Below are 24,187 nucleotides of genomic sequence, written 5' to 3'. Positions count from 1 at the left end.
ATCAATCTTATTCAGCATTAAATGAGTTTTTCATAATAAGAAAATAATTGAGGTGAAAACAATGCAAATCTTAAAATTAACGTTAGACACCACACATCTAAAAGAAATGCAGCAATTCTATACCGATATACTCGAATTGCCCTTACTAAAAGAAACGGAGTCATTTTTCACGGTTCAAGCAGGAACAACCATCATCACCTTCCAGCACTCAGATCAACACCCCCATTACCATTTTGCCCTACGAACAAATGTTGAATTCTTTGATTATATGTTCCGTAAGGTAGAACCATATGCTTTACCGAACGAAGAAGGAGAAATCAGTCTTTTTTGGAAGGGAAAACAAGTTTACTTTCATGATCCGAATGGAAATGTGCTTGAAATATTGGAACGACCTACTCCACCTTCACTTACTAAAAAAGGTTTTTATGATGTGTGCGAAATTGGCATGCCCTCCCAAGATGTTGAAGCATTAAGTCAGTTTTTTTCACCACTATCAGATCAAATCAAAAGCGATTCTGAGACATTCCGCTTTTTTGGTGATGAGATGGGCGTATTCGTTTTAGTGAAAAATGAAAGACCGTGGTATCCAACAAACAGAGGGGCAGCCCCCCATCCATTGATTGTCGAGGTGGCAGGTGAAAGCTATCAAGTTTTAAAGCATCCTGATTTACCGTACACAGTGAAAATCAAGGAAAAATGGAATGAAGATTTCCCGGCCGTCCAAATGCGAATCGCCAGACCTACCGATCAATTCAAAGAAGTCATCCAATTTTATGAAGATGGTCTTGGATTAAAACGAATCGGTGAATTTTACAATCATGATGGGTTTGACGGTGTCATGTTCGGTCTTCCTTCCCTTCCTTATCATTTAGAATTTACCCATCATGTGGACGGATCCCCCTGCCCTGCCCCCACAAAGGACAATCTTCTTGTATTTTATATTCCAGATGGCGAGGTAATTAAGGTGATCGTGGATCGATTAAACAACCTTGGCTATATGGAAGTGGAACCGGAAAACCCTTATTGGACCCGGAAAGGGCACACAATTGAAGATCCAGATGGATGGAGAATCGTTTTGTTTCATTCGACGGGATTATAGGAACTCTCCGTTAAGAGATTGGAATCAAAGGAGTCGGGCATGGCTCCTTTTTTATTTTCAGAGAGAACAGACGATTAGATTGGCCGCTAAGCGGGAAAAGAAGTACAAACATTCTTACACCAAAAATAAAAGATTGCACTCGGGAGTTGATATTTTAAATGGAGAAATGGAAATCATTTGGCAAGAAACTATTAAAGGAAGTGAAGGATGACAGGGCAACAGGTCTTGCTGCGGAACAAGCCTACTACTATATGCTTTCTGTCTTCCCGATTGTGATCCTTTTACTTTCGATTGTTCCCTACTTATCGATCGACCCGCAAAAAGCAATCAGCTTTATCCAAGTTGTGATGCCCCCGGAGACAGCGAAAGTATTTGAAGAAAATGTCGTCAACATTGTCACCAAACCGAACGGCGGTCTATTGACGTTTGGTATCATTGGTACCCTTTGGTCGGCGTCAAATGGGATGAATGCATTTATCCACGCCATGAATATCGCTTTTGATGTGGAAGAAACAAGATCCTTCATTAAAACGAGGCTATTGTCGATCGCCTTAACCATCGGCCTGATTTTCGCCTTTATCGTGGCATTAGTCCTGCCGGTTTTCGGGAACGTCATTTTAAATACAGTAGAATCCTTTCTCTCTATACCAGACGGCATGGAGATTTTATTTAGGGTTCTTCGCTGGCTCGTAGCAATCATTGTCATGGTTGCCGTACTCGCGGTCCTTTACAAACTGGCCCCCAACAAACACTACCCTTTTAGACAAGTCATTCCAGGGGCGGTGATTGCGACAATCATTTGGCAGATCATCTCGTTAGGTTTCGCCTTCTATGTCAGCCACATTGGAAACTATTCGGCAACATATGGAAGCCTTGGAGGAGTTATCGTCCTGATGCTTTGGTTCTTCCTTACGGGACTGGCCCTTGTATTAGGCGGCGAAATGAACGCCCTTTCCCATAAAGAATATTCCTCCCCTGCCAAGGCTAAAAAAGATCGAACATTTTCAGCTTAAGATACCAAAAAGAAACCTGATATCAGGTTTCTTTTTGATTGGTATGAGAAAAAGCGAGGCAATCATCCCTCGCTTTTTTGTTATTTAGAAGTCTTAACATTGTATTTCTTCAATACACTTAAAAGCCGTCCACTAAACTTTGCAAGTTCAGACGCTTCAGAAGAGCAGCGTCTTGTTGTGCCTTGAAAAGATAGAACGTGTTTACCTTCATCCCAAACTTCTTTCAACAGTTTAGGTGTTTGTTTGGCTGACTGTACGATCTTATTGACGGTTTGTTTCTTCTCCTCAATGTCTGCCATAATCTCCTGTTGGGTTTGAGCCAGCTTGTTCATCTCCATTTTAATCGTATCTGCTTTTTGCTGAATACGGACGGTCGTTTCTTGGACTCTTTTTAAATCCGGTTTCATGTCTTCAACAGTCTTAAAAGCCGCAACTCCCAGATAAATAAGGGAAATGACAAAGAGCCCGATGCTTAAATAAACGATAATCATGCGGTTATCCTCCTTTAGTTCAAAAAATATCGTATAGGTTATCTACCCGTTCTCTATAAAAAATAACAGTTATTTATTAGTTAGGTTGTAAACTGCATTAGAGGAGGATTCCCCTATACCTTACCAAAAAGGGGATGATGGAGGACGGTTCGTTTATGTTTTCTCCTTATAATATCGTGTTTAACTTTGTCCCTGGCGGGGAAACGAGAAATAAACCTACTATAACTTAAGACAGGAGGCACAAGAAATGGAATGGATTTTATACGTAAGTGTTGCATTGATCGCACTTGCCTTTGCGGTCGTATCTATTTTCCTTGTAAAAGCACTAAAATCACTGGATGAAACATTGAAAAACACAGCGGAAACGGTGGAACGTCTTCCGGGACAGATTGATGGTCTAACAAGAGAGGCCACTACCCTTCTCCATCAAACAAATCAGCTGGCTGAAGACATCCAGGAAAAAACGGGTGCATTAGATTCAACGTTCACTGCAGTAAAAGAAGCAGGAGATTCATTAAAGACTGTGCACGAAGCAGTAAAGGACACAACTGAAACTGTATCACATCAAGTAAAAACTCAGTCAGACAAAATTTCAGAGGTCGTTAGATGGGGAAATACCCTATTTGCCTTATGGGATAAATGGAAAACTCACAAAACAGGAAAACATACTTACAACCAGGTAACAACTGAACAACGCTATTAACAACAAGAAATGATTAATATATGATTTATGCAAAATGGGCCGTCAAGCAAACCCTTGATATTACCGGGTTTACATAACGGCCCGTTTTTGTGGGGGTGACTCAAAAACGATGATTTCCCCCTTTTGAGCCACCCCAGTTTTTTTCCTCGCCTATTCAAAGTTTAAACCCAATTATCATCCCCGCCTCCGAAGTCCTGATTATCAAAATCGCCCTGGTCATCCCCATTCCAGTCATCATTATTCGCGAAATCATCACCGCCAAGCCGCTCCTGCAGCTCGTTGATTTCGTCTTCTTGAATAATGTTTTGATCCATAAGCTCCTGAATGGCTTCATGATCCTCCAACTGCTGGAGATGCTGATATTGGTCGAAACCGATCCGCCCCTGTTCGAAAAGATGCGTCAGTAAAGCCCCGGCTGCCAGCCCGCCGGCAAATGTTCCAAACGTCCCCATTCCTCCGAAGCCTCTACCGCCTGCTATCGGACCATCATACCGGCCCGGTTCATATCTTCGATCATATCGGTCATATCTTGGTGGGCCATACGTCCGGTTCCGTTGTGTCAATGGCTTGATGATGAAAAAGTAAACCAGAAAAATGAGAATAACAAGACCGAAAAATCCCATATCATTTCCCTTCTTTCTTCGAAAAAATCTTCTCTTGCTATTTATTACGTTCCCGTTTATAAAATGATTCATTCCAGAAAATCATCATTGCGCTTAAAAAGCCTGATTTTTCTTTAGATCATGAATTCATTGTGTACACTTATGAATTCATTGTTCGAAAAAAATGATCGTGTACTCAGAAACGAGAAAACCTTAGCCCAATTGAGGACAGGCCAAGGTTTTAATATCGCTTTTAAGGTTTATCAATATAACGGTTAATAAAGCTCGTTTGATATTCTTGGATGAGGGAATTCAGTTCATCGGGATCAGAGGCATTTGAAACATCATCTAGATAAGAAAGTTTCCCTCCTTCAAATGTACGATAAAAGGAATTTTTAATAGTTCCTTATAGATAAAAGTGCCTCACCATTGATTGATCCTGTTTAATTTTGCCCGCTTGTCATCTTGGAAGACAGATCATTTACATAAGTTATTTATTTGAAAAAGCTGGGAACTATATAGACTGATTGAAGATTAACCGTTGGAGGTAGTCACCATGGACAATCATTTCGATAAAACATTTCTTCCCGTTACATCCGTCACGAGCGGGATAGGACAAGCCGTGATGCCGGATATCTTTTGCCTTCCTATTCAAATTGTGAATGTGTTTTTTTGGGGAAACCCAACTGAATCCCGGGAATTTGTGTTAATTGATGCAGGCATGCCCCATTCTGCCGATGACATCATTGCCGCAGCAAAGGACCGATTTGGCATGGATTTTAATCCAAAAGCAATCGTGCTGACGCACGGGCATTTCGATCATGTTGGGGCTCTTGCTGATTTGACAGAGCAATGGAACGTTCCTGTCTATGCACATGAGCTCGAACTCCCTTATCTAACAGGGCAACAAAATTATCCTAAGCCGGACCCGACAGTTGATGAGGGCTTGGTGGCGAAAATGTCACCGATGTTCCCAAACCACGGTATTAACCTAAGCAACCGTGTGGAGAAATTGCCCTCTGACGGCAGTGTCCCATTCATGCCAGGATGGCGCTGGATTCACTCCCCGGGACATACACCCGGTCACGTATCATTTTTTCGAGAAGAAGATCGTACTCTCATTGCCGGCGATGCTTTCGTTACCGTAAAACAAGAATCGCTTTATAAAGTTATCACACAAGCTCAAGAAATAAGCGGACCTCCGAAATACTTCACCACAGACTGGAAAGCAGCCAAACAGTCTGTTGAAACACTAGCAGCATTACAGCCGTTAGTAGCGGTAACGGGTCATGGATTACCGATGACCGGTGAAGAATTAGCGCACTCATTAGCCAAACTGGTACAGCATTTTGATGAAATTGCGATTCCAGAAGATGGCCGTTATGTCGACTAAATCAAAAAGGGTATGGGACCGCCCATATCCTTTTTGATTTGCTGTGTGAATTGTGATCTTAATGATCATTCTAAAAACATCCCTATACATACACTCGGTCTTCCGAAGATTTAACTGGAATACCCCAAAATGATAAAAAAGTAAGGAAACGGATATGTTTTCCATTAAAATGAACATATGATGATCATCATTTGAAAGGAGGGCGTGAAAGAATGTTAGAAGGCGTACAAACAAGGAATCATTTAAATGGGAAAGACATTCAAGCGATTGTAAATTTAGCAGATATATGTAATCGTTATGAACAAATTAACATTACCATCCCCCTAAACCTTTCCATCTTGCGAAACCGGGATAAAAAAAACATAAACGACTTTCTTTACTTTTCCAATGGCCGATTAACAGGTTTTCTCGGCATGTATTCGTTCGCTGACAATGCCGAAGTTGAAATGACCGTCATGGTCCATCCCGATTTTCGTAAAAGAAACATTGCCTCGACCCTTTTAAATGAAGCAAGTAAGCAATGGGAAATAAGGGGTATAAACCGCAGACTACTCGTGGTCGATCGCTCCTCCCTTTCCGGTCAGGCTTTTGTGAGGACCATCGGTGCCGGCTATGAATTTTCGGAGTACAGCATGGTCCTTGACCTTAATCAAAAAGACACCCTGAACGAAAAGACATTGGATGTTATCCCTGCTGCCCGGGGCGACATCGTACAAATCAAAGCCATTTTAATGGAGGGCTTTTCCTTTTCAGATGAACAAGCGACAGAAATGATTCAGCGGACAACGTCCGATCCTAAACATCGATTATATATCGCTAAAACCAATTCAACTCCAATCGGTACCGTAACCGTAAGTGAAAACGAGCAGGAACTTTATATTCGAGCATTCACCGTTCTTCCATCCTATCAAGGCAAAGGATATGGGCGGCAAATCTTATCTCAATTGATTAAAGAGCTTCACAACCAAACAGATAAAGAAATCATGATAGAAGTTGAAACAGAAAACGCGAATGCTTTGCATTTATACGAATCATGCGGTTTTCATGTAAATGCAGGGTATGATTACTACTCGATTTAACCGCCTATCCCGCTTGAAATACAGTGGGTTTTACATAGTTACCAAAAGTGGTTTCCCATTCCCCCTGGCTGTCATTATGTACTTTCTATTAACCGATTTCTTTATTTAGTTGATTCTTTTTTATTTATGGTCATGTTAACGTTCCTTGGCGATATTCACTATGTAAAAAGACTAGCCGTACATTACATTTTTTTACATTTCTCAAGAAAAACTATTCAAAAATGATGGTTTCAGATCATCTTCAAAGGCAAAAAATATAAAAATAAAAGTTAACGTTAACGTAAAGGTTAATTTATTGTATAATATGGAAGGTAAACGTGGAGGTGAACATATGAAGTGGTTGAAAATCGATGATATTGCCAAAGAAACGGGGTTAACGAAACGAACGATCCGTTATTATGAGCAAATCGGACTTCTTTCTCCTCCCCAACGGAGCGAAGGCGGCGCAAGGCTCTACACAGAGCAAGACATTGAACGGCTGAAAAAAATCATTCAGGCAAGAGACGTGTTGGGCTTCTCCCTCCAAGATTTGAAAGATTATATAGAAATACGGGAAACAGTACAGATGCATCATAGAGTATACAAAACCTCCACCAATCCATCAAAACAGGCCGCCGAGCTTAGCGAGATTGCGGCAGGATTGAAAGAACAATTGGACTTTATCAATGACAAGCTTGAAAAAATAACAAATTTTAAGCAAGAAACTGAAGAGTTATACCAAAAAGTCCAAACGATCCTGAAAACAAAATATAACAACTAAATACAAAATGGAGTGTGAGAAACAATGGATCAATCAACAAAACAGCAAACACGGGCACGAAACATCACCGTGTTTGCGACTTTTTTAGCCTTTATGGGAATCGGGGTTGTAGATCCCATTTTACCTGTGATCGCCCACCAAATCGGGGCTACTCATTGGCAGGTCGAAATGCTGTTTACAGCCTATATTTTCACAATGGCATTCATGATGATACCAGCAGGCTTGTTAGCGAGCCGCTTTGGAGATAAAAGAATGATGACAATCGGATTGGGAATCGTAACCATTTTTGCGCTTTTATGCGGCCTTTCAAATACGATTCCACAGCTTTCCATCTTCCGCGCCGGCTGGGGATTGGGAAACTCGATGTTCTTTGCGACTGCCATGACGTTACTGATCGCCCTTACCCCTGACGTTCATCAAGCTGTAGGTCTGTATGAAGCGGCCATCGGTCTCGGTATGGCTGGAGGACCATTGGTTGGCGGACTTCTTGGCGGACATTCCTGGCGTTTTCCCTTTTTTGGAACAAGCATTTTGATTTTCGTTGCCTTTCTCTTAGTTGTTATGTTTGTTTATGAACCTGCCAAAATGACCAGACGAAAAGCAGCCGGCTTCCAGGAAGTAGGAAAGTTATTCTCTTATCCTCCATTCTTGAAATCAGCCCTTTCAGGCATGTTCTATTATTACGGATTCTTTGTCGTGCTGGCTTATGCCCCTCTTATCATTAAGCTGTCCCCTATCCAACTAGGGCTCGTCTTTTTCGGATGGGGTCTATGCCTGGCATTCGGCTCTGCGATCTTGTCTCATAAACTTGAGGAGCGGTACACTCCAAAGCAGCTTCTTCCGATTAGTTTACTGATCTTTGCCGTATTCCTTGTATTGTTATTCATCGTTGATAGTCTTTCATTGCAAATCGCACTTGTTATTCTTTCCGGGTTGGTCTCTGGTTTAAACAATGCGTTATATACGAGTCATATTATGGATGTATCACCGTACGAAAGAAGTGTGACGTCAGGGGCATATAATTTCCTTCGTTGGCTGGGAGCGGCGGTAGCACCCGTTTTATCAGGTGTCATCGGCCAAACGATTTCTGCCGAGACACCGTTTCTTATTGCCGGCATCATTGTCTTAGTATCGCTGGCCTTAATGCTTATCCCTGTCAAACAAAACAGAGCATAAGCACTAAAAAACCTAGGCTGTGAGAGCCTAGGTTTTTTCCATATTGATTAGTTATTTAACAACATATAAACCACTTTGGCAGCTTGTGCACGCGTTAAAGAATTAGTTGGAGCAAATGTCCCATCTTCGTAACCTTTAATGAAACCTTTCTCGTAAGCAGCATTTACATATGGTACAAAATCTTTGTAAATGTCAGCCACATCTTTAAAGACCGTTTTTTGTGACGGGGCCACAGTTTCCCCTGTCTTCACTTCGTAAGCTTTCATTAAAATTTTGGCCATTTGTTGACGAGTGACAGGCTTATTTGGCGCAAATTTATTTGCGGATTCCCCTTTAATGATTCCCGCTTCATAAGCAGCTGTAATTTCTGCGGCTGTTTCTGGTGCGCTCACATCTTTAAATGGAGATTGTCCTTTTGCCTCTAAACCTAATGCTCGGACAACCATTGATGTGAATTGTGCACGGGTCACTTTTTGGTTCGGATTAAAGGTTTCCGGTGTCGTGCCCTTCACCATTCCGCTCAATTGTAAATCTGATACATATTGATACGCCCAATGATTTTTATCCACATCTTTGAACTGATATGGTTTCGGTGCATTTGTAAGAGAAGGGATTCCAGAGATATAACCAACTCCGCCGGTACGAACAATACCGATTTCTTCTTCCATCGCTTTCGCTAATTCTTCTTTGTTAACTGCCGTAATATTGGATTTGTCCAGCTCATCCCCGGGATGCTGGAAGTTACTCATAATATATGGGAAGCCGTTTCGGTCATCTACAGCAAGCAAGCCTGTTGACTCTGCACCTGCCGGAACAGACAAGATACGGGTTAATTCTTTTGTATCTACATTATAGGCCCAAACGAAGTTATTCGTATGCTTACCGCTGTCTTCACCGATGAATAATGTTCTCATCTCTTCAGAATAGCTTAAATTATCAGTGTTAGCTACTTTATCAACATTTGCCGTATTACCATATGCATCCGGTGCCGCTAAATCTTCGCCGGCAATCAGACCAGATATACCAGCAGCTACATATTCGCTGTCAATGGCGTTTCCGTCTTTATCTTTTTGTCCTGCTTTTAAATCCATCTCAAATGTTACACCTGATTTAATTTTTGGCAGTTGAATATCATCGACTGGATCTTTACCTGCCGTATCTTTTTCCATACCACCGCTTAAATCTGAAATCGCCACATACACTTTTTTATCTTTCTCGTTAACGGTGATGCCCTCCATTTTATTGAACTCAGATGTTGCCCCTAACATGGCACCATAACGGCGTGATTCTAGAAAGGCAGCGGCTTTTTCCATGCCAGGCTTTAATTTCAAATACTCAGTCTTGCCATAGGAGTATTGCTTTACAGCCGTAAATCCTTCTTTTGGTTCTTCTGACGTTTCGAAGATATCACTAAATTTAATGCCGCTATCAATAATATCTCTAATTTCTTGATCTGAAGCATGTCCAAGTTTAATCCACTCAAAATTTCCTGAACCGCCGTTTTCCGTTCCTGTTTGGTGGAACTTCGCAGCGTAAAGCGTACCTGCCGACAAATCTCCAGCCTTATCAGCTACATACATGAACATCATCGTGTAGCTACCATCATCTCCAAAGAAAGCGGTACGTTTATCAGGCATGATCTTCATGACCTCATGTGAGAAACGTCCGGCGCTGTAATGCTTAGCAACTTTTGTTGAACCATCACTATTCACCGTGATTTCTGGAATATATCCATAGTTATAAGGATTGGCTTTTGATTTATCACCAAAATAGAGCTGTGCGAAGCTTTCCGTCCATGTTCTTGCAGATGATTCAGGGTTAAATTCAAAGCTGCGTGCATCCGGTTCATATTCTTCAGAACCCAGGTGAGTATTCCAAGGCGATACAGAGCCGTTACATGGAATCCAAAGACCATTCACCTCTGAGAAATCAATTTTCTTCACTTCTTCTGTTTTCAATTGTCCATTTTTCTTATTCTGTGACAATTTTGTCAATGACATGGAAGCGGGAACTAATCCATAAGCAGATTTTCCGGCAGCATCAATTGTGTCATACTCATAATGAGTCACCATATACAGCTGACCGTTAATCGGATTTAACAAACTGTTTGAATCCGGTGCATCCGAGACAAAGTATGTTGGTTTTCCTTCCACACTATTGTCCATAATCGGATTTCCATTCACATCAATCGGTGTTCCTGCAGGAATTTTTTCGCCTTTATTTGTCGCTACTTTGTCTTCTGACTTAAACAACGTCTTATAAGAAAGCGGGAATTTTTTCACTCTTCCGTCACTGTATTTCACTTCAACAGTCGCTCCCGTATATGTTTTAACCATTTGATCAATAGTTGATGGGACCTTCATACCATTGAATTTTACTGATTCAACCGTTATATCATTAGTACCGGCAGCCGCAGCTGGCGTTACGGCAGGAATCATGAGGCCAAGTGCCAAAGCAATTGTTGCCCCTTTTTTATTCATTTTTTTCTTTTTCATTATGGCTTTCCTCCAAGTTTAATGAATTTTCTTAACTTATTAAACTACTAAAGTATTAATAAAGTATTAACATTATGTAAACTTTTGTTAAGTTTATGTTTTTTATCTAAACTCTTCCATTTATTCCTTCGATCAAACGGCAATGTAAATAAAAAAGACAGCAATCTCGTATTTTGCTGTCTTTTCAAATAACCAAAAGTATTTTGCTTCCTTTATATAAGTTGAACAGAAGCACGGTCATCATCCCACTTGACCGATACGGGATGCTCGAAAAAGGCTGAAAGGTTCTCCTTGCCCAACACTTCTTTTGTGTTCCCTTTCATGAATACCTCACCACTCCGGAGTAACAACGCATGTTGAAATACCGGCAAAATTTCTTCGATATGGTGCGTAACATAAATAAGGGTCGGTCCATTCTCCATCACTGCCAATTCATTCACACTTTGCAGCAACCTTTCACGTGCAAATAAATCAAGTCCGTTGCATGGTTCATCTAAAATCAAAATATCAGGATCAGCCATTAACGCTCTTGCAATAAGAAGCTTTTGCTTTTCTCCCTGCGAACATGTTTCATACGTGCGATTGACTAAATGGCTGCAGCCCAGGATATTCAGTAAAGAGAGAGCCCGATTCAAATCTTCTTCCGTCACGTGTTCATACAAACCGATAGATGCATGTTTTCCGCTGATGATCACTTCCTGGGCAAGATCATTTCCATAAAGCTTTTCCTGCAAAGACGAACTAACCCATCCGATCGATTTCCGCAATTCTGGTAGGTTTGTGCTGCCGAAACGCTTGCCAAGCACTTGAACAGTTCCGGTTGTCGGCCATATGTATCCGTTGATCAAATTGAGCAATGTTGTCTTGCCTGAACCATTCAGTCCTAACAAGACCCAATGCTCTCCTTTTTTCACTTGCCAGTTCACGTTATCAAGTAAGGCGGCCTCTCCTCTCTTCCATGATACTTGCTGCAAATCAATCACATATTCCATGTTCCTCTCTCCCCTTTATGGTCTCGATAGTTTCATATTTAAAAACATATAAATGAACTGATAGATTTCTTAACTTATTATACCAAATACTGGTACATTGAGAGATATAGTGCTTACGAGAAGATAAATATTCGTTCTGAATGAACATTATTTCTTATCATGTTTTTTCCAAACACAAAGAAGGTCTGCCCACGAAGAGATGGACAGACTTTCTATTATATATAGATTCCATTTAATGGTTCAACATTGGTTGTCGTTATTTGTGTTATTCACAGCTTTTCTGTACTGACAGCTTTGAATAAGCGAAAAAGGTTCTCGTATAAGCATTCGACAAGGGCCCAAAAGGGAAATTGGCGAATGCTTATGCGTTGAAAATCTGACATGGCTGCTTTTGGCCATGTCGGATTTTCAACGTGGATTCATATAGAATTATTGTTTTAAGACTCTTTTGGCACCTACATAGCGATCTTTCCAATACTTTAAATTTAAATCCTGGATTCGAACCCCTTTTGAAGTCGCAGCAATGAATTTATTTTTTCCAAGATAAATTCCGACGAAAGAGACGTTTTGGTTGTTTGTGTTAAAGAATACCAGATCGCCCTCTTTTACCTCTTTTCGCTGAACAGATTTCCCTGTTTTATATTGATCTTTCGCGGTACGAGGCAAGCTGATTTTAGCGGCAGATATCTTAAATACATATTGAGTGTAACCGGAAGCGTCAAAGCCTTTTGGTGTCGTTCCTCCCCATTGATAAGGAGTACCTGTATAACGCTTAGCAACCTCTGTCACTTCCTGCCCCCACGAAACGGATGCCTCTGCTTGTGAAATTGGAGCCAGCATAAAAGAAAAAACGAACGATAAAGCTGAAATAAAAACGATTAATAATTTAGGTAACCGTAAAGACATTTCCATAACGAACACACCCTTTTTGGTAATTTTTAACGCTCACATTAATTTAAACGAAGGAAAGTAAAAAATGTTTCATTCTTAGAAATCCTTCCTCTGTCTTCTCCTGTAGGTAAAATATGCGTGTTACCACTAGATTTTTATTGAACCTTTGAACGTTTACGGGTAGAAACAGGCACCATTTATTTTGTTTAAGAATGTAAGCTCTGAGGATTAATACCGGCAATAGTTTTCCGTTTCTTGCGCAAATACCATTCAGCTATGGATAGATTGACAGCAATTGATGTCAATATCGCAAATGGAAAGCCAACCTTGAAACCCAATCCTATAGCAAAAACAAAAATCGGCATGAATAGCCGGAACGTAACGAAGACGAAAGTTGCAGCATAACTTCGCAGCATCCATTCCTGATGACCAATAATGTCGCGCTCCTTAATTCGTTTGAGTGCTGTAAACGTCGTATAAAACCAGATGATATCAAGGAGTAGAAATCCAAATGTAGAACCAATTCCACCTGTTGCATAAAAAGCAAGATAAACACCTTCGGGAACACTAATGAAAATGGAAATAACATAGATTTTTCCGAGTGTCCGATGAAACTGGATGTTTTTACGGCTTTGGTTTAGAAATTGAAGTGGACCAATGATTAATGCGATAGCCCCTGTTAATATGTGAACATAGAGAAAGGTTTCCCAAATGGCCCACGGAAAGTGGGCGATCAGTCTTTTCTCCGTAGCGGCCCCCGCGTTTCGCGGACTATTGAAAATATATGTCGAAAAGATATACACTAAAAAAACAATGACGATAAAATAACAAAGCAAAACGAAAAAGTTCATTTTCCGCTTGGTCATTAGCCAATTCCCCCTACATTCGTATATGGTAATTCACTATCGATTCATAGCCCTGCCTTACGCTTCCAAGATGATTACTTCATCCCGCTGATCATTGCTTCAACATGAAAGGAAACCAGCTCTTCTTCCTTACACCAATCAAATCCGGGAAATTTGATTAATAGTGACGTGATTCCGTGCAGCGATGCCCATAAGGATTGAGATACTAAAGCGGGGTTATCCTTCTTCAACACTCCCTCTTCCATCGCTTCTGTTACAGCATCTGTTAATAAAAGAAACCCTTTAAACCGATCATTATCTTTAGAACCTGCTACTTGTAAGTGATGCAGATTTTCAATAAAAATCAATTGATAATAGTCGGGATTTTGCAGACCGAACGTAATATAGGCGTGCAATGCCGCTTTCAGTCTTTCTAATGCTCCGACGGTTTCATCAGCTTTGGATGCATCCACCAAACTGTTCAGAAACTTCGCATAGGCATATTTTAATAAATGGATGAGAATTTCTTCTTTGTTGGCAAAATAGTTATAGATAGTAGTAGCAGAGTAATCGATCTCCCTGGCGATTTTCCGCATTGAAACGTTGGGATACCCTTCCGCTAAAAACAGTCGTACAGCCGCTTTAATAATCTCTTGCTTCATTTCCTCAATTTCTTTTATTCGTCTTTTCTTTATCTCCATGAGACTGCCTTTCCCCCCTTATGATAAAAATTTATTTTAACTCAAAGCTTTTGGGTTCTATGCCGCTTCTTTTACTCCAATGACTGTTTTCATCTTAGTTAACACCGTTAATTTTCTTTACATTGTTAATTATACATTTAAGGAAAATAATGTAAATACTAATTTTGGAAAAATTTCCTTCAAAAATCAAAATGGCTTCATCTTTATCCCTTCATCACCATTTCAAGAAGCGGCTGTGAAACATTATTTGCCTTGCCTCTTCTGCCAATCCGCTTTCCGGTAGTCTATATCCCTCATAAAATAATGAGAGCAAGTGTTGCTATGTTTGATTAACTTTTTGGTAATATAGTGTGTAAAGAGGTGAGAACATGGCTTTTGGAATTAAACGAGGAGAATTACAATCGTGGAAAGAAAAGGTGAAACGCGGAGAGATTGCTTTTATTACGCATTATTGGATCGATGAGCGTTTTCCCGGGATGAAAACAGTGACGAAAGTGGGATGTGCAGATATCGAACGGCTGATTCAATGGGGAAAGAAATACGGAATCCCTTCCCGTTTTATTGATAACCGATCTGGTTATCCTCATTTCGACTTGTTAGGAGAACGGCAAATTGAAATATTGACGGAAGAGAATTTGCTGGACCAGCTGAAAAGGCTTCTGTAGATCTTATATATAAAAATAAAAGGTAATGTAGTGTTATCCTAAAGTGATTTTAAGAAAGTCACCTTAAGATAACACCCCGTTTTGAGACGAAATGGGCCAATTTTCTCGATTATGGCTTGAGAACGACTTTAATGCATCCATCCGTTCTTGTGTCAAACACTTCATATCCATGTTTAGCTTGGTCCAATGGCAATACATGTGTAACGACGTCACCTGGATCAACCTTTCCTTCTGCAACCAAATTATAAAGGTGCGGCATAATCGGGATGACCGGCGCCTGTCCCATCTTGAGATCCACGTTCCGCTGGAATAAGTCTCCAAGCGGGAAACCGTTATAACGACCGCCGTAAACGCCTGTTATTTGAATAGTTCCGGCTTTACGCACTGCCTGGGAAGCAATAACGATACCGCCCATAGCTCCGCCATGGAGTTTCAAGCCACTTGCAAGAAACTCCATTGGTGTCATCTTACCGCTCATTCCTGAACAGTCAATCACGACATCTGCTCCACCTTGTGTAATCTCTTTCAAATAATTTCCAATGTTTTCTTGTTGTTCAAAATTGACGATCTCCACATTATTGGTTCGTTTTGCATGCTGTAAACGGTAATCAAGATAATCGACAGCAATAACTCTTTTTGCACCTTTTAGCCAGGCGAATTTTTGTGCAAGCAATCCAACAGGACCACAGCCTAAAATGATGACAGTATCATCAGCTTTAACACCCGCGTGGTCGACACTCCAATATGCTGTCGATGCGGCATCGGCAAGTAATACTAATTTTTCATCGTCCACTTCACAATCATCCGGAATTTTGAAAGGTGTAAAATTCCCGTAAGGAACTCGCATGTATTGGGCTTGTCCTCCGGCAAATCCACCGGTCGTTTCGGAATAGCCGAAAAATCCTCCCATATCTCCATGGGGATTCGATTCATCGCATTGACTTGTAATGCCGTGTTTACAATACCAGCATTCACCGCAGCTGACGTTAAACGGGATGATTACCCTGTCTCCCTTCTTCAGCTTGGTTACCCCCGGGCCCACTTCTTCGACAATTCCCATCGGCTCATGGCCGATAACATAGTCTGTAGGCATATTGGGAATCATCGCATGAATTAAATGCAAATCAGAGCCGCATATCGCTGATGTTGTGACCTTGATGATAATATCATCCGCGTTTTTAATTTTAGGGTCCTTGACCTCTTTGACCTCCACATTTTTAATGCCTTGATACGTAACGGCTTTCATGTTTGATTTCTCCTCTTTTATTTATTTGGCGTTGCAAACATCCCAAGTCGATCTGTGTCGTTAGGGAAGAGCGGCATACCCGCAATTTTAACCGCGGTCTCAGCTGCTTTCACATCCAATGGAAATTGTTCGTTAACGTCATAAGGATGAAGCCATCCTTTGTTAATCATGAGCTGGGATATTTCCCCGTGCAAGTCAATTGCGGCTTCCATTTGATTGCGTAAAGCGCTTCTAAGTTCAGGGCTTGAAGTTTCTGTTATGGCGATCGCATAGTTTCTCACCCCATTTTTTACAGCCAACAAAAAATCTAATGCGAATGCTGAATCAGCAAGGTTTGGCATACCTTCAGCATTTCTTGGATCCAAAAAATCATTGTTCACCTTTTTCACCTCCAATTATTGTAGTTTGGCTATTTTAGCTTTTGAGTATAAAGTAAGAAGTTCATTCACATCTTTAATGGATTGTTGTACGTCTTTTTCCATTAACGCTTTCAAATCGTTATCAAAGCATAATCCTTGCATCAATTTTGATCTGAGCAGACACACGGTTTTAAAGTTGAGGATTTCATGTGTTTCCATCGATTCATGAAATGCTAATTCATTTTGTTCCATATGTTCACCTCCCAATTCTTTAACAAAAGTATTTTCTCCTTATGACGCTGTCTTTTATACAAGGAAACACAACCTGAACAATGTTTCTGCAGAGTCAGTTTCTTTTTAACACCCTTAACTTTACCGGCATTAAGCGAGACTTTTTAACTATTGAGAAGAAAAATCCTAATGAATAAGAAAACTTCTAATACGTAATATAAGGAAGTAAATGATCATTATAAGGGAGGGAAAATCATGACAAAATCCTTGGGGCTTCATGAAACACTTGAAGTTCATGAATTATTGACTTTTAAGAATGTTTGTTTAACAAAATCTACTACTATGAGCGGATTAGCACAAGATGAGGAACTAAAAGCTCTTCTTTCAACTGACGTTAGTACAGGGAAACAACATATTCAGCAATTACAGGGGTTTTTAACAAATCGGAGGGAGCTTTCATGACTAATTTTTTGCAAAACCTAGCAGGAATGGGTGCACTGACAGACCAGGTTATAGCAACAGATTTTTTAATTTCTGCAAAATCAGGGGTTATTAATACTGCTTTAGCCGTAACAGAAACAGCCACTCCAGAATTAAAAGCTGCATTGCGGAAACAGTTAGGGGATGCTATAGAAACACACGAAAAAATAACCAACTATATGATTTCTAAGGGGTACTATCATCCACATGACTTGAAAGAACAATTACAGGTGGATTTAAACACTACACAAACAGTATTAAATCTTCCTCAGCATTAATTTGTATGAAGAGGATGACTCAACTTTTGCTATTGATTAGAGACTTATGGGACAGCCTCTTTTCTTTATAGTTATTTATTTTACCTTTGACGCGGATTCACCTATTATTTTTTTTATGGCATTCACTACATATTCCGGCTCATCATGTTGGATATAGTGACCGCTTTTTTGAGCAATAATCAGTTCACTCTTTGTCGATAAATCAAGCAGCTCTTTTTGCATATCATGCCATATCTCCTGCGATTCTTTAGAATAAAAAGCTTTTTTCCCTGCCGATAAAACAAGCAAGGGAACATCTCCAAAATGCTTTCTATTTGTCTTTACTTGGTTCAAACTTTCCATAAATTCATCGTATGTACCTTCATAGATAAATTGTTTGTGATAAGCTTCTTGAAATTTATCAGGCATTGTTGGAAGCAATCGATCTTTATAGTCTTCTGGCGTAGAGTCAACCAACACCACTCCGGCTGCTTCACCAGGAAACATAGAGGCATAAAGCCTTACGTTTACTCCCCCAAACGAATGGCCTACCAGGATATACGGAGGTTCCACTCCTAATTTGTTCAATAGCCCTTTAAGTTCCTTTACCATTTCTAAACTCGTACGGACATTTGGACTTTTTTCACTCTTGCCTAATCCGGCTCTATCATAAACCATCACTTTTGTTAATTTGGCTATCTCCGGATAAATGGAAGTCCAGGCCTTTGAGTAATCACCATACCCTGCGTCCATTATGACGGTTGGTGTTTCCCTATTTTCCCCCATTATTTTAACAAACAATTTAAAGCCGTCGAGTTCAATAACATCCTCTAATTGATGGGTTTGGACAGTTTCATTATGTTTCATTCTTACCTCCCTGTATAACTTCTTTAATAAGCTAATATGTAATGGATGTCCATCTATTACCATAGAGCTAATTCCCCATTTTAGATAATTTTACCAAAAAGGAAGAGGAAACTCTAAACAAATCTGCTTCTATAATGATTCTTTTAGAAGGACATTAGGATTCGACCGTTTAAGTGATTTCCCCTCGATTAAATCTATTATAAAGGTAAAAGGCAGGTGAATCCGAGCGGGACTCACCTGCCTTTTTTAATATTGCTGTTCCATGGTTAAAGGAAATCGCTCAAGTTATTGAATTTCCTTGTTGTAATATTTAACTGAATATAAAGCCCCTTCACTCACCATATTATTATCACCTATATCATGAGGGTCCGGGTGTCCTGCCTTTTCTATAGGGAATGCCTCCTCGAGCGTGATTTCACGTTTAGCTTTCCCTATCCCTGTCCATCTTCTTAGCATAGTCATGGCTTTCTCCCTATTTGGCTTTGAAGAAATCCAGATAAGGGCTGAAGTTCCCACTCCTGCCAGAATCCATGAATTTAATCGAACGGCTTGTTTCATCTTGATCACTCCTTTAAATTTTAATCAGAAATTGAAGTTATATCAAAACTGGTTTTTGCAGAAATCAGGGTTGCTAAAAACCGATTCTAACCAAAAACTGCAGTTTACCGGACAGTTTACTACTTCCTAGCCTGTCTCTTTCACCTCTTTCTTCACTTTTTTCTACTATACCCTTCTCTTAAAAAACGAAACGTCCTAAAAGAAAGTCAAGTGTTGTTTCTGTTTTGATAAGACTTGGCCATAAAATTCGTTCATAAATTAAATTTCTGAATTCGTTTGTAAAATGTGCTTCTCGGAATATCCAGCAATTTTGCGGCCAACGAAACATTTCCTTTTGTTTTTTGTAATGCCTCAATCATTAAATCTTTTTGGATTTTTTCGCGGAATGTGAGTTCAGTGGAAGTTTCTGCTCTTTCGTTTTTAGTACTAGATGGAGTGGTAAATCTGAAATGGGTATCCAATGAATGCAACAAATCAGCCAACTGGAACTTATCTATCGATGCACTTGGTGATACGATTTGTAAACGTTCCAATACATTGAATAATTCCCTTATGTTTCCCGGCCAATCATATTCCATCAATCTATCAAAAAATTCATCCGGCCATTTCATGTTCCAATTATTCTTTTGGCAAAAGTATTTCACTAAGTGAGGGATATCTTCCTTTCTTTCCCGTAAAGGCGGTACATACATAGGATACACATGGAGACGGTAATATAAATCTTTACGGAAGGTGCCTTCATTAACAAGCTGGGAAAGATCACGATGAGTGGCGGTAACAATCCGAATATTCAAAGGAATCTCTTTTGTTCCCCCAATCGGAGTAAGCTTGCGTTCTTGCAAAACACGCAAAAGCGCAACTTGCATGGATGGAGGAATCTCCCCAATCTCATCAAGAAAAATAGTCCCGTTGTTTGCCTGTTCAAATTTCCCTTTATACCCCTGGCGTTTTGCTCCGGTAAATGCCCCTTCCACGTAACCGAATAATTCACTTTCCATTAACTCTTTTGGAATGGCACCGCAATTTAATGCAATAAAAGGACCGTCTTTGCGTGAACTGTTGTCATGAATGGCTTTTGCAACCAACTCTTTCCCTGTCCCGGTTTCCCCTAATATGTAAACACTCGCATCCGTGGGTGCAACACGCTTCATGTCATCTAACGTATGCTGAAAGGTTTTACTTGTACCGGCTTCTCCTTCAAAATAAAACGGTTTAGAAGAAAAAGACGGGATGAACCTCTGATTCGGTTTATTAGCCGCTTCTTCTAATAAGTAGATACACGTTCCTATTACACCCTTATGAGTGTCTGAGAGTATGGGTGTTTCCATTGCAATCTGAAATTCGTATTGTAATAGTTCATTTACTTTCATACCAACACAGTTAGATACTTTTTGCCGAACAGATTTACTGGTGGCGACCACTACGTTTTTATTATTACAAACGATTACTGGCTGATTCGTTTCAATTAGCTCTATACATCTATGAATAAGTTCCACCTCGTTTTGGCGTGCTCTTATACATAATTCATGTTCTATCGCATGTGCAATGGAGGCGACCATTCCAAGCATAAAAGGATGGGTACGATTTACGGGACAAGAAACATCAATAACTCCCAGCAACTTTCCGTCATCATTGCGAATCGGGGCTGCCGAACAACTCCAGCCATGAGAAGCAACAGAATAATGTTCCGTTCCGCTTATCATAACGGCTTCTCCAATTTGTAAAGCTGTTCCTATGGCATTCGTTCCAACTTCTCCTTCCGTCCAGCGGACCCCTTCAGTGAAATTGATTTTTCTTGCATCGTGTAAAACATCTTGATTTCCTGTAAAGGATAATACATACCCATCTGGATCAACCAATAAGGCCATCATTTCCGACTCTTCAGTCACGTCCCTCATTTTATCCAAGTGAGGTAAAGCGATGTTGAGAAATAAGGAACTCTTTTCTTTTTGAACCGCAAGCAAGTCATCAGACAAAATATGCTGTCCCATATGTAAGTATGGATTCACTTCCTTCTTCCTGCACCGATACCAAGACTCCATAATTCTTTTGTTTAAACGGGATGCATCAAGTATCCCCTCATTCACAAAACGCTTCCATGTATTCAAATAACAGGTTGTCTCAGTCATGTTATCACCCTCTAACCATTTTATCGTTTGGCATAAACATTTATCCAGATTGCTAGTGAAGTTAATGACATGTTGTTTGAGCAAGAAAAGAAAGAGAAAAGAATGGAGATTGGAGAGAAAAATCGAATTTTTATTCGGAGTATATAAGTCCACATACGAGAACCTTTGTAAGCTCGTTCAAGATGAGAGAACAGAAAGGTGCGGATAGAAAGAGAACCGAGACAGAGGTTGAAAAATTAAATTGGACTTATATATTTTATCATTATAGATGATAATAAAAGCGTTTTCAACATACTCGTCTTTATATTAAATAAAAAATCCATATAAACACCAAAAAAAAGCTTCACGCACTATTTTTACGTGAAGCTAAAGTAAGAGTCAGCGAGATTCATGGACGGCCGCATGACTTTCTGTTCTTACATCTTGAATAGGCTAAAAAGATAATCATGGGACATAAGTGTTTTTTTCTCATGTCCCATGATTAATGTGGATTTATCTATTAAGCATGCACCGCATGGCCGACTGCATCGTGCAGCGCTTCATGGATCGCTTCAGACAATGTCGGGTGTGCCGCTATGAAATCTTCCATGATATCCACCGTCATCTCCGCATGCAGCATGACGGTCCCTTGCCCGATCAATTCCGTGGCATGCGGCCCTACAATCGAAAGTCCGATAATTTCATTATATTGCGGCTCCACGATCACTTTTACTTTTCCAATCGACTTATTGAGTATTAGAGATTTGCCGTTTGCAGCGAAAGGAAACTCCCCAATCCTAATATCACCGTATTGATTTCTTGCCTGTTTTTCAGTCATTCCGACACTTGCAATCTCAGGTGATGTATAAATGCAGCGAGGAACAGCGCGATAGTTTACTTTCATATCTTTGCCGCAGACATTTAAGGCAGCAACAGTCCCTTCGTGAAAAGCAACATGAGCGAGTTGGATTCCTCCGGTCACATCACCGCAGGCATAAATATGAGGGATGTTCGTTTGCATGTACTCATTGACTTCAATCCCTCGCCTGGAATAATCAATGCCTACGTTCTCTAGTCCTAAATCCGCTGTTCTTGGCTTCCTTCCGATTGATACTAAAATATAATCTGTGCTTAACTCATGAATCTCATCTTGATTTTCAAGGATCGCTTTCTTTCTATCACGATTCAAATCTTTTAAAGAAGTGGAAGTATAAACCGTCACCCCGGCACTCTCAAGTTCATTATGTAAGACAGAAGCGATATCTTTGTCTTCTCCCGGAAGAAGCTGATCAGCCATCTCGACGATCGTTACTTTCGTTCCCATCCGGCTGTAAATGCTGGCAAATTCGCACCCAATCACTCCTCCCCCTACGATGAGCAGCGAAGGAGGAATAGATGGGAGGGACATGGCTTGGCCGCTGTGGATGATCCACTCCCCATCAAAAGGAGCAAACGGTAAGCTGATCGGTTCAGACCCTGATGCAATAATGAATTGATCCGCTTCAATTGCTTCTTGTCTTCCCCCATGCTCCACACACAGACGATGATCGGTTAAAAATGAGGCTTTTCCCTTCAGTACTTTGACCTTATTTTTCTTCATTAAATATCCTATCCCATGAACCAGCGTTTGGATAATCTTATTTTTACGCTGCTGAACCTGGTTCCAATTGATCCCTATCTCGTTGGATGCAAGGCTTATGCCAAACTCCCCGGCCCGTTTGACCGTATCGTAGATTTCAGCACTCTCTAATAATGATTTTGTCGGCATGCATCCTTCGTTTAAACAAGTTCCTCCTAATGGTGCCTGGTCAATGAGAATAACTTGTTGTCCCTGCTGGGCGGCAGTGATTGCCGCCACATACCCTGCAGGTCCCCCTCCAATAATGGCTATTGTCGTCATGATTTCCACCTACTTTCTATAAAAGCATGGTAAACGGCTCTTCTAAATACTGTTTGATGGTACGGAGAAATGCAGCAGCAGGCGCTCCATCCAACACACGGTGGTCAAACGTCAGGCTAAGCGGCAATAACGTTCTCCGCTGCAATTCTTCTCCCTTATATACAGGTGTGTCATAAGTGGCACCAACCCCAAGAATTCCCGCTTCCGGCGTATTCAATATAGGGGTGAAATGTTCAATCCCATAAGCACCAAGATTGCTGATTGTAAACGTTGAACCTTTCATCTCTTCACTGCCAAGCTGTCCTTGTCGGGCTCGCCGGGCAAGCGATTTGATGTTTTTGGCCAAGTGGATCAGTGAGTCGTTTTGTGCATTCCGAATAACAGGTACAACCAATCCTTTATCGAGGGCAACAGCCATTCCAAGATGAACATGATCAAAGACATGAATTTGATCATCTATATAGGCACTGTTCATCTGCTTGTGCTGCTGGAGCGAAAGAACGACTGCACGAGCGACGAAATCCGTAACGGTAAGTTTTGTTTCATAATGAGTTTGAATTGCTTCCGCTGCTTGTTTTTGTAAAGCGATAAGGTCTGTGACGTCCACCTTCATCGTTAACGTTAGTTGGGCACTATTTTGTAAGCTATCCTGCATTCGCCCAGCAATCACTTTCCGCATTCCGGTCACCGGAATCTGCTGTACATGCTCTATGTTGTTGGAATGAGGTTCAATCGTTTCTTTTTCCTTTTTGGATGGAGATTCACTGGAAGAAGCGCCAGCCATCGCCTTTTGGACATCTTCTTTTGTAATCCTTCCTCCTGGCCCCGTCCCTTGAATCGCCGTAAGATCCAGATTGGCGGCTTCTGCCATTTTCCGGGCGACAGGAGAGATTTTCATCCGTTCAGTTGGCGCTTTGTTAACGGAAGGTTGGGGCTGCTTTACCGCCGTTGCCGTAGCTGCCGCTTCCATTTGCGCTATTTCTAAGTTCTGCTCGGATTTGATGATCTTTTCGCCCGCATCCCCGATATAGCAGATGACGGTTCCGGGAGGGACGCCTTGTCCCTCTGGTACGACAATGTCTAAAACAGTGCCCTCTGCTGGCGATTCGATTTCCATTTCAATTTTCTCTGAATTGATGCTGGCAATAAGTTCCCCTTTCACAACGGGTTCCCCAACTTGCTTATTCCAGATCGAAACCGTTCCTTCTTTCATTGCCATTCCTAATTTCGGCATGACTACCTCTACAGCCATTCTCTTTCTCTCCCTTCTCTTTTG

Annotated in this window: 25 protein-coding genes and 1 pseudogene; 11 read left to right on the top strand and 15 right to left on the bottom strand. The window is 40.8% G+C overall.

The window, feature by feature from the left end:
• Positions 1 to 61: 61 nt before the first annotated feature.
• The 3 genes and pseudogenes from ACFOU2_RS20295 to ACFOU2_RS20285 all read left to right on the top strand — a co-directional run.
• Positions 62 to 370 (top strand): annotated as a pseudogene (locus ACFOU2_RS20295) (VOC family protein); the annotation flags it as partial.
• 354 nt (positions 371 to 724) lie between these two features.
• The gene (locus tag ACFOU2_RS20290; protein WP_377918683.1) at positions 725 to 1,099 is read left to right on the top strand and encodes a VOC family protein; all 375 of its coding nucleotides are present in this window, start codon (positions 725 to 727) and stop codon (positions 1,097 to 1,099) included.
• A gap of 158 nt (positions 1,100 to 1,257) precedes the next feature.
• Positions 1,258 to 2,112: a YihY/virulence factor BrkB family protein gene (locus ACFOU2_RS20285; protein WP_377918117.1), complete on the top strand. Its 855-nt coding sequence runs from the start codon at positions 1,258 to 1,260 to the stop codon at positions 2,110 to 2,112.
• Positions 2,113 to 2,192: 80 nt separating this feature from the next.
• Here the strand turns inward: ACFOU2_RS20285 and ACFOU2_RS20280 are convergent, their stop codons facing one another.
• Positions 2,193 to 2,603: a DUF948 domain-containing protein gene (locus ACFOU2_RS20280; protein WP_377918116.1), complete on the bottom strand. Its 411-nt coding sequence runs from the start codon at positions 2,601 to 2,603 to the stop codon at positions 2,193 to 2,195.
• A gap of 247 nt (positions 2,604 to 2,850) precedes the next feature.
• Between ACFOU2_RS20280 and ACFOU2_RS20275 the strand changes: the two genes are divergently transcribed.
• The gene (locus ACFOU2_RS20275; protein WP_377918115.1) at positions 2,851 to 3,306 is read left to right on the top strand and encodes a DUF948 domain-containing protein; all 456 of its coding nucleotides are present in this window, start codon (positions 2,851 to 2,853) and stop codon (positions 3,304 to 3,306) included.
• A 161-nt stretch (positions 3,307 to 3,467) separates the two neighbouring features.
• On the opposite strand, the gene ACFOU2_RS20270 is transcribed toward ACFOU2_RS20275, so the two are convergent.
• Positions 3,468 to 3,929 (bottom strand): hypothetical protein, encoded by a 462-nt coding sequence (locus ACFOU2_RS20270; RefSeq protein WP_377918114.1) that lies wholly within the window; start codon positions 3,927 to 3,929, stop codon positions 3,468 to 3,470.
• A 535-nt stretch (positions 3,930 to 4,464) separates the two neighbouring features.
• On the opposite strand from ACFOU2_RS20270, the gene ACFOU2_RS20265 reads away from it, so the two are divergent.
• From ACFOU2_RS20265 to ACFOU2_RS20250, 4 genes are all read left to right on the top strand, one after another.
• Positions 4,465 to 5,301 (top strand): MBL fold metallo-hydrolase, encoded by an 837-nt coding sequence (locus ACFOU2_RS20265; RefSeq protein WP_377918113.1) that lies wholly within the window; start codon positions 4,465 to 4,467, stop codon positions 5,299 to 5,301.
• Between the two features lie 212 nt (positions 5,302 to 5,513).
• Entirely contained in the window at positions 5,514 to 6,380 is an 867-nt protein-coding gene (locus tag ACFOU2_RS20260) for a GNAT family N-acetyltransferase (protein ID WP_377918112.1), read from the top strand.
• A 331-nt stretch (positions 6,381 to 6,711) separates the two neighbouring features.
• On the top strand, positions 6,712 to 7,140 hold the full coding sequence (locus tag ACFOU2_RS20255; RefSeq protein ID WP_377918111.1) for a MerR family transcriptional regulator: 429 nt from the start codon (positions 6,712 to 6,714) through the stop codon (positions 7,138 to 7,140).
• 24 nt (positions 7,141 to 7,164) lie between these two features.
• Positions 7,165 to 8,316 carry an MFS transporter gene (locus tag ACFOU2_RS20250; RefSeq protein ID WP_377918110.1) on the top strand — a complete coding sequence of 384 codons (1,152 nt, stop codon included), beginning with the start codon at positions 7,165 to 7,167 and terminating at the stop codon, positions 8,314 to 8,316.
• Between the two features lie 47 nt (positions 8,317 to 8,363).
• Here the strand turns inward: ACFOU2_RS20250 and ACFOU2_RS20245 are convergent, their stop codons facing one another.
• The 5 genes from ACFOU2_RS20245 to ACFOU2_RS20225 form a co-directional block, all read right to left on the bottom strand.
• Positions 8,364 to 10,811, bottom strand: a complete 2,448-nt coding sequence (locus ACFOU2_RS20245) for an S-layer homology domain-containing protein (protein WP_377918109.1) — start codon at positions 10,809 to 10,811, stop codon at positions 8,364 to 8,366.
• Between the two features lie 212 nt (positions 10,812 to 11,023).
• Positions 11,024 to 11,803: an ABC transporter ATP-binding protein gene (locus tag ACFOU2_RS20240; protein ID WP_377918108.1), complete on the bottom strand. Its 780-nt coding sequence runs from the start codon at positions 11,801 to 11,803 to the stop codon at positions 11,024 to 11,026.
• A gap of 429 nt (positions 11,804 to 12,232) precedes the next feature.
• Positions 12,233 to 12,715, bottom strand: a complete 483-nt coding sequence (locus ACFOU2_RS20235; RefSeq protein ID WP_377918107.1) for a C40 family peptidase — start codon at positions 12,713 to 12,715, stop codon at positions 12,233 to 12,235.
• 185 nt (positions 12,716 to 12,900) lie between these two features.
• A complete protein-coding gene (locus ACFOU2_RS20230) occupies positions 12,901 to 13,560 on the bottom strand; it encodes a DUF2306 domain-containing protein (protein ID WP_377918106.1) in 660 nt (219 codons plus the stop codon).
• A 74-nt stretch (positions 13,561 to 13,634) separates the two neighbouring features.
• Positions 13,635 to 14,240, bottom strand: coding sequence for a TetR/AcrR family transcriptional regulator (locus tag ACFOU2_RS20225; RefSeq protein ID WP_377918105.1), 606 nt, complete (start codon positions 14,238 to 14,240; stop codon positions 13,635 to 13,637).
• 368 nt (positions 14,241 to 14,608) lie between these two features.
• Between ACFOU2_RS20225 and ACFOU2_RS20220 the strand changes: the two genes are divergently transcribed.
• Positions 14,609 to 14,905 (top strand): hypothetical protein, encoded by a 297-nt coding sequence (locus ACFOU2_RS20220; RefSeq protein WP_377918104.1) that lies wholly within the window; start codon positions 14,609 to 14,611, stop codon positions 14,903 to 14,905.
• Positions 14,906 to 15,014: 109 nt separating this feature from the next.
• Here the strand turns inward: ACFOU2_RS20220 and ACFOU2_RS20215 are convergent, their stop codons facing one another.
• From ACFOU2_RS20215 to ACFOU2_RS20205, 3 genes are read right to left on the bottom strand one after another with little or no spacing between them, the layout of a single operon-like run.
• Positions 15,015 to 16,151, bottom strand: a complete 1,137-nt coding sequence (locus ACFOU2_RS20215; protein WP_377918103.1) for a zinc-dependent alcohol dehydrogenase — start codon at positions 16,149 to 16,151, stop codon at positions 15,015 to 15,017.
• A gap of 17 nt (positions 16,152 to 16,168) precedes the next feature.
• The gene (locus tag ACFOU2_RS20210; RefSeq protein ID WP_377918102.1) at positions 16,169 to 16,531 is read right to left on the bottom strand and encodes a spore coat protein; all 363 of its coding nucleotides are present in this window, start codon (positions 16,529 to 16,531) and stop codon (positions 16,169 to 16,171) included.
• Between the two features lie 15 nt (positions 16,532 to 16,546).
• Positions 16,547 to 16,762 (bottom strand): spore coat protein, encoded by a 216-nt coding sequence (locus ACFOU2_RS20205; RefSeq protein WP_377918101.1) that lies wholly within the window; start codon positions 16,760 to 16,762, stop codon positions 16,547 to 16,549.
• Between the two features lie 234 nt (positions 16,763 to 16,996).
• Between ACFOU2_RS20205 and ACFOU2_RS20200 the strand changes: the two genes are divergently transcribed.
• Both ACFOU2_RS20200 and ACFOU2_RS20195 read left to right on the top strand, forming a co-directional pair.
• On the top strand, positions 16,997 to 17,203 hold the full coding sequence (locus ACFOU2_RS20200; RefSeq protein WP_377918100.1) for a hypothetical protein: 207 nt from the start codon (positions 16,997 to 16,999) through the stop codon (positions 17,201 to 17,203).
• Positions 17,200 to 17,499: a spore coat protein gene (locus tag ACFOU2_RS20195; protein WP_377918099.1), complete on the top strand. Its 300-nt coding sequence runs from the start codon at positions 17,200 to 17,202 to the stop codon at positions 17,497 to 17,499. The genes ACFOU2_RS20200 and ACFOU2_RS20195 overlap by 4 nt, the downstream gene beginning before the upstream one ends.
• A gap of 75 nt (positions 17,500 to 17,574) precedes the next feature.
• Here ACFOU2_RS20195 and ACFOU2_RS20190 read toward each other — a convergent pair whose 3' ends face one another.
• The 5 genes from ACFOU2_RS20190 to ACFOU2_RS20170 all read right to left on the bottom strand — a co-directional run bounded on the left by ACFOU2_RS20190 (position 17,575) and on the right by ACFOU2_RS20170 (position 24,163).
• Positions 17,575 to 18,345 carry an alpha/beta fold hydrolase gene (locus tag ACFOU2_RS20190; protein ID WP_377918098.1) on the bottom strand — a complete coding sequence of 257 codons (771 nt, stop codon included), beginning with the start codon at positions 18,343 to 18,345 and terminating at the stop codon, positions 17,575 to 17,577.
• 285 nt (positions 18,346 to 18,630) lie between these two features.
• A complete protein-coding gene (locus tag ACFOU2_RS20185; protein WP_377918097.1) occupies positions 18,631 to 18,903 on the bottom strand; it encodes a hypothetical protein in 273 nt (90 codons plus the stop codon).
• Positions 18,904 to 19,154: 251 nt separating this feature from the next.
• The gene (locus ACFOU2_RS20180; RefSeq protein WP_377918096.1) at positions 19,155 to 21,032 is read right to left on the bottom strand and encodes a sigma-54-dependent Fis family transcriptional regulator; all 1,878 of its coding nucleotides are present in this window, start codon (positions 21,030 to 21,032) and stop codon (positions 19,155 to 19,157) included.
• Between the two features lie 499 nt (positions 21,033 to 21,531).
• Entirely contained in the window at positions 21,532 to 22,911 is a 1,380-nt protein-coding gene (lpdA, locus tag ACFOU2_RS20175) for a dihydrolipoyl dehydrogenase (protein WP_377918095.1), read from the bottom strand.
• A 16-nt stretch (positions 22,912 to 22,927) separates the two neighbouring features.
• Positions 22,928 to 24,163, bottom strand: coding sequence for a dihydrolipoamide acetyltransferase family protein (locus tag ACFOU2_RS20170; protein WP_377918094.1), 1,236 nt, complete (start codon positions 24,161 to 24,163; stop codon positions 22,928 to 22,930).
• Between the last annotated feature and the right edge of the window lie 24 nt (positions 24,164 to 24,187).

The organism is Bacillus songklensis, from assembly GCF_042649685.1.
Taxonomy (GTDB): Bacteria; Bacillota; Bacilli; order Bacillales; family Bacillaceae_H; genus Bacillus_BA; species Bacillus_BA songklensis.
This window is presented reverse-complemented; position numbering and strand designations above follow the sequence as displayed.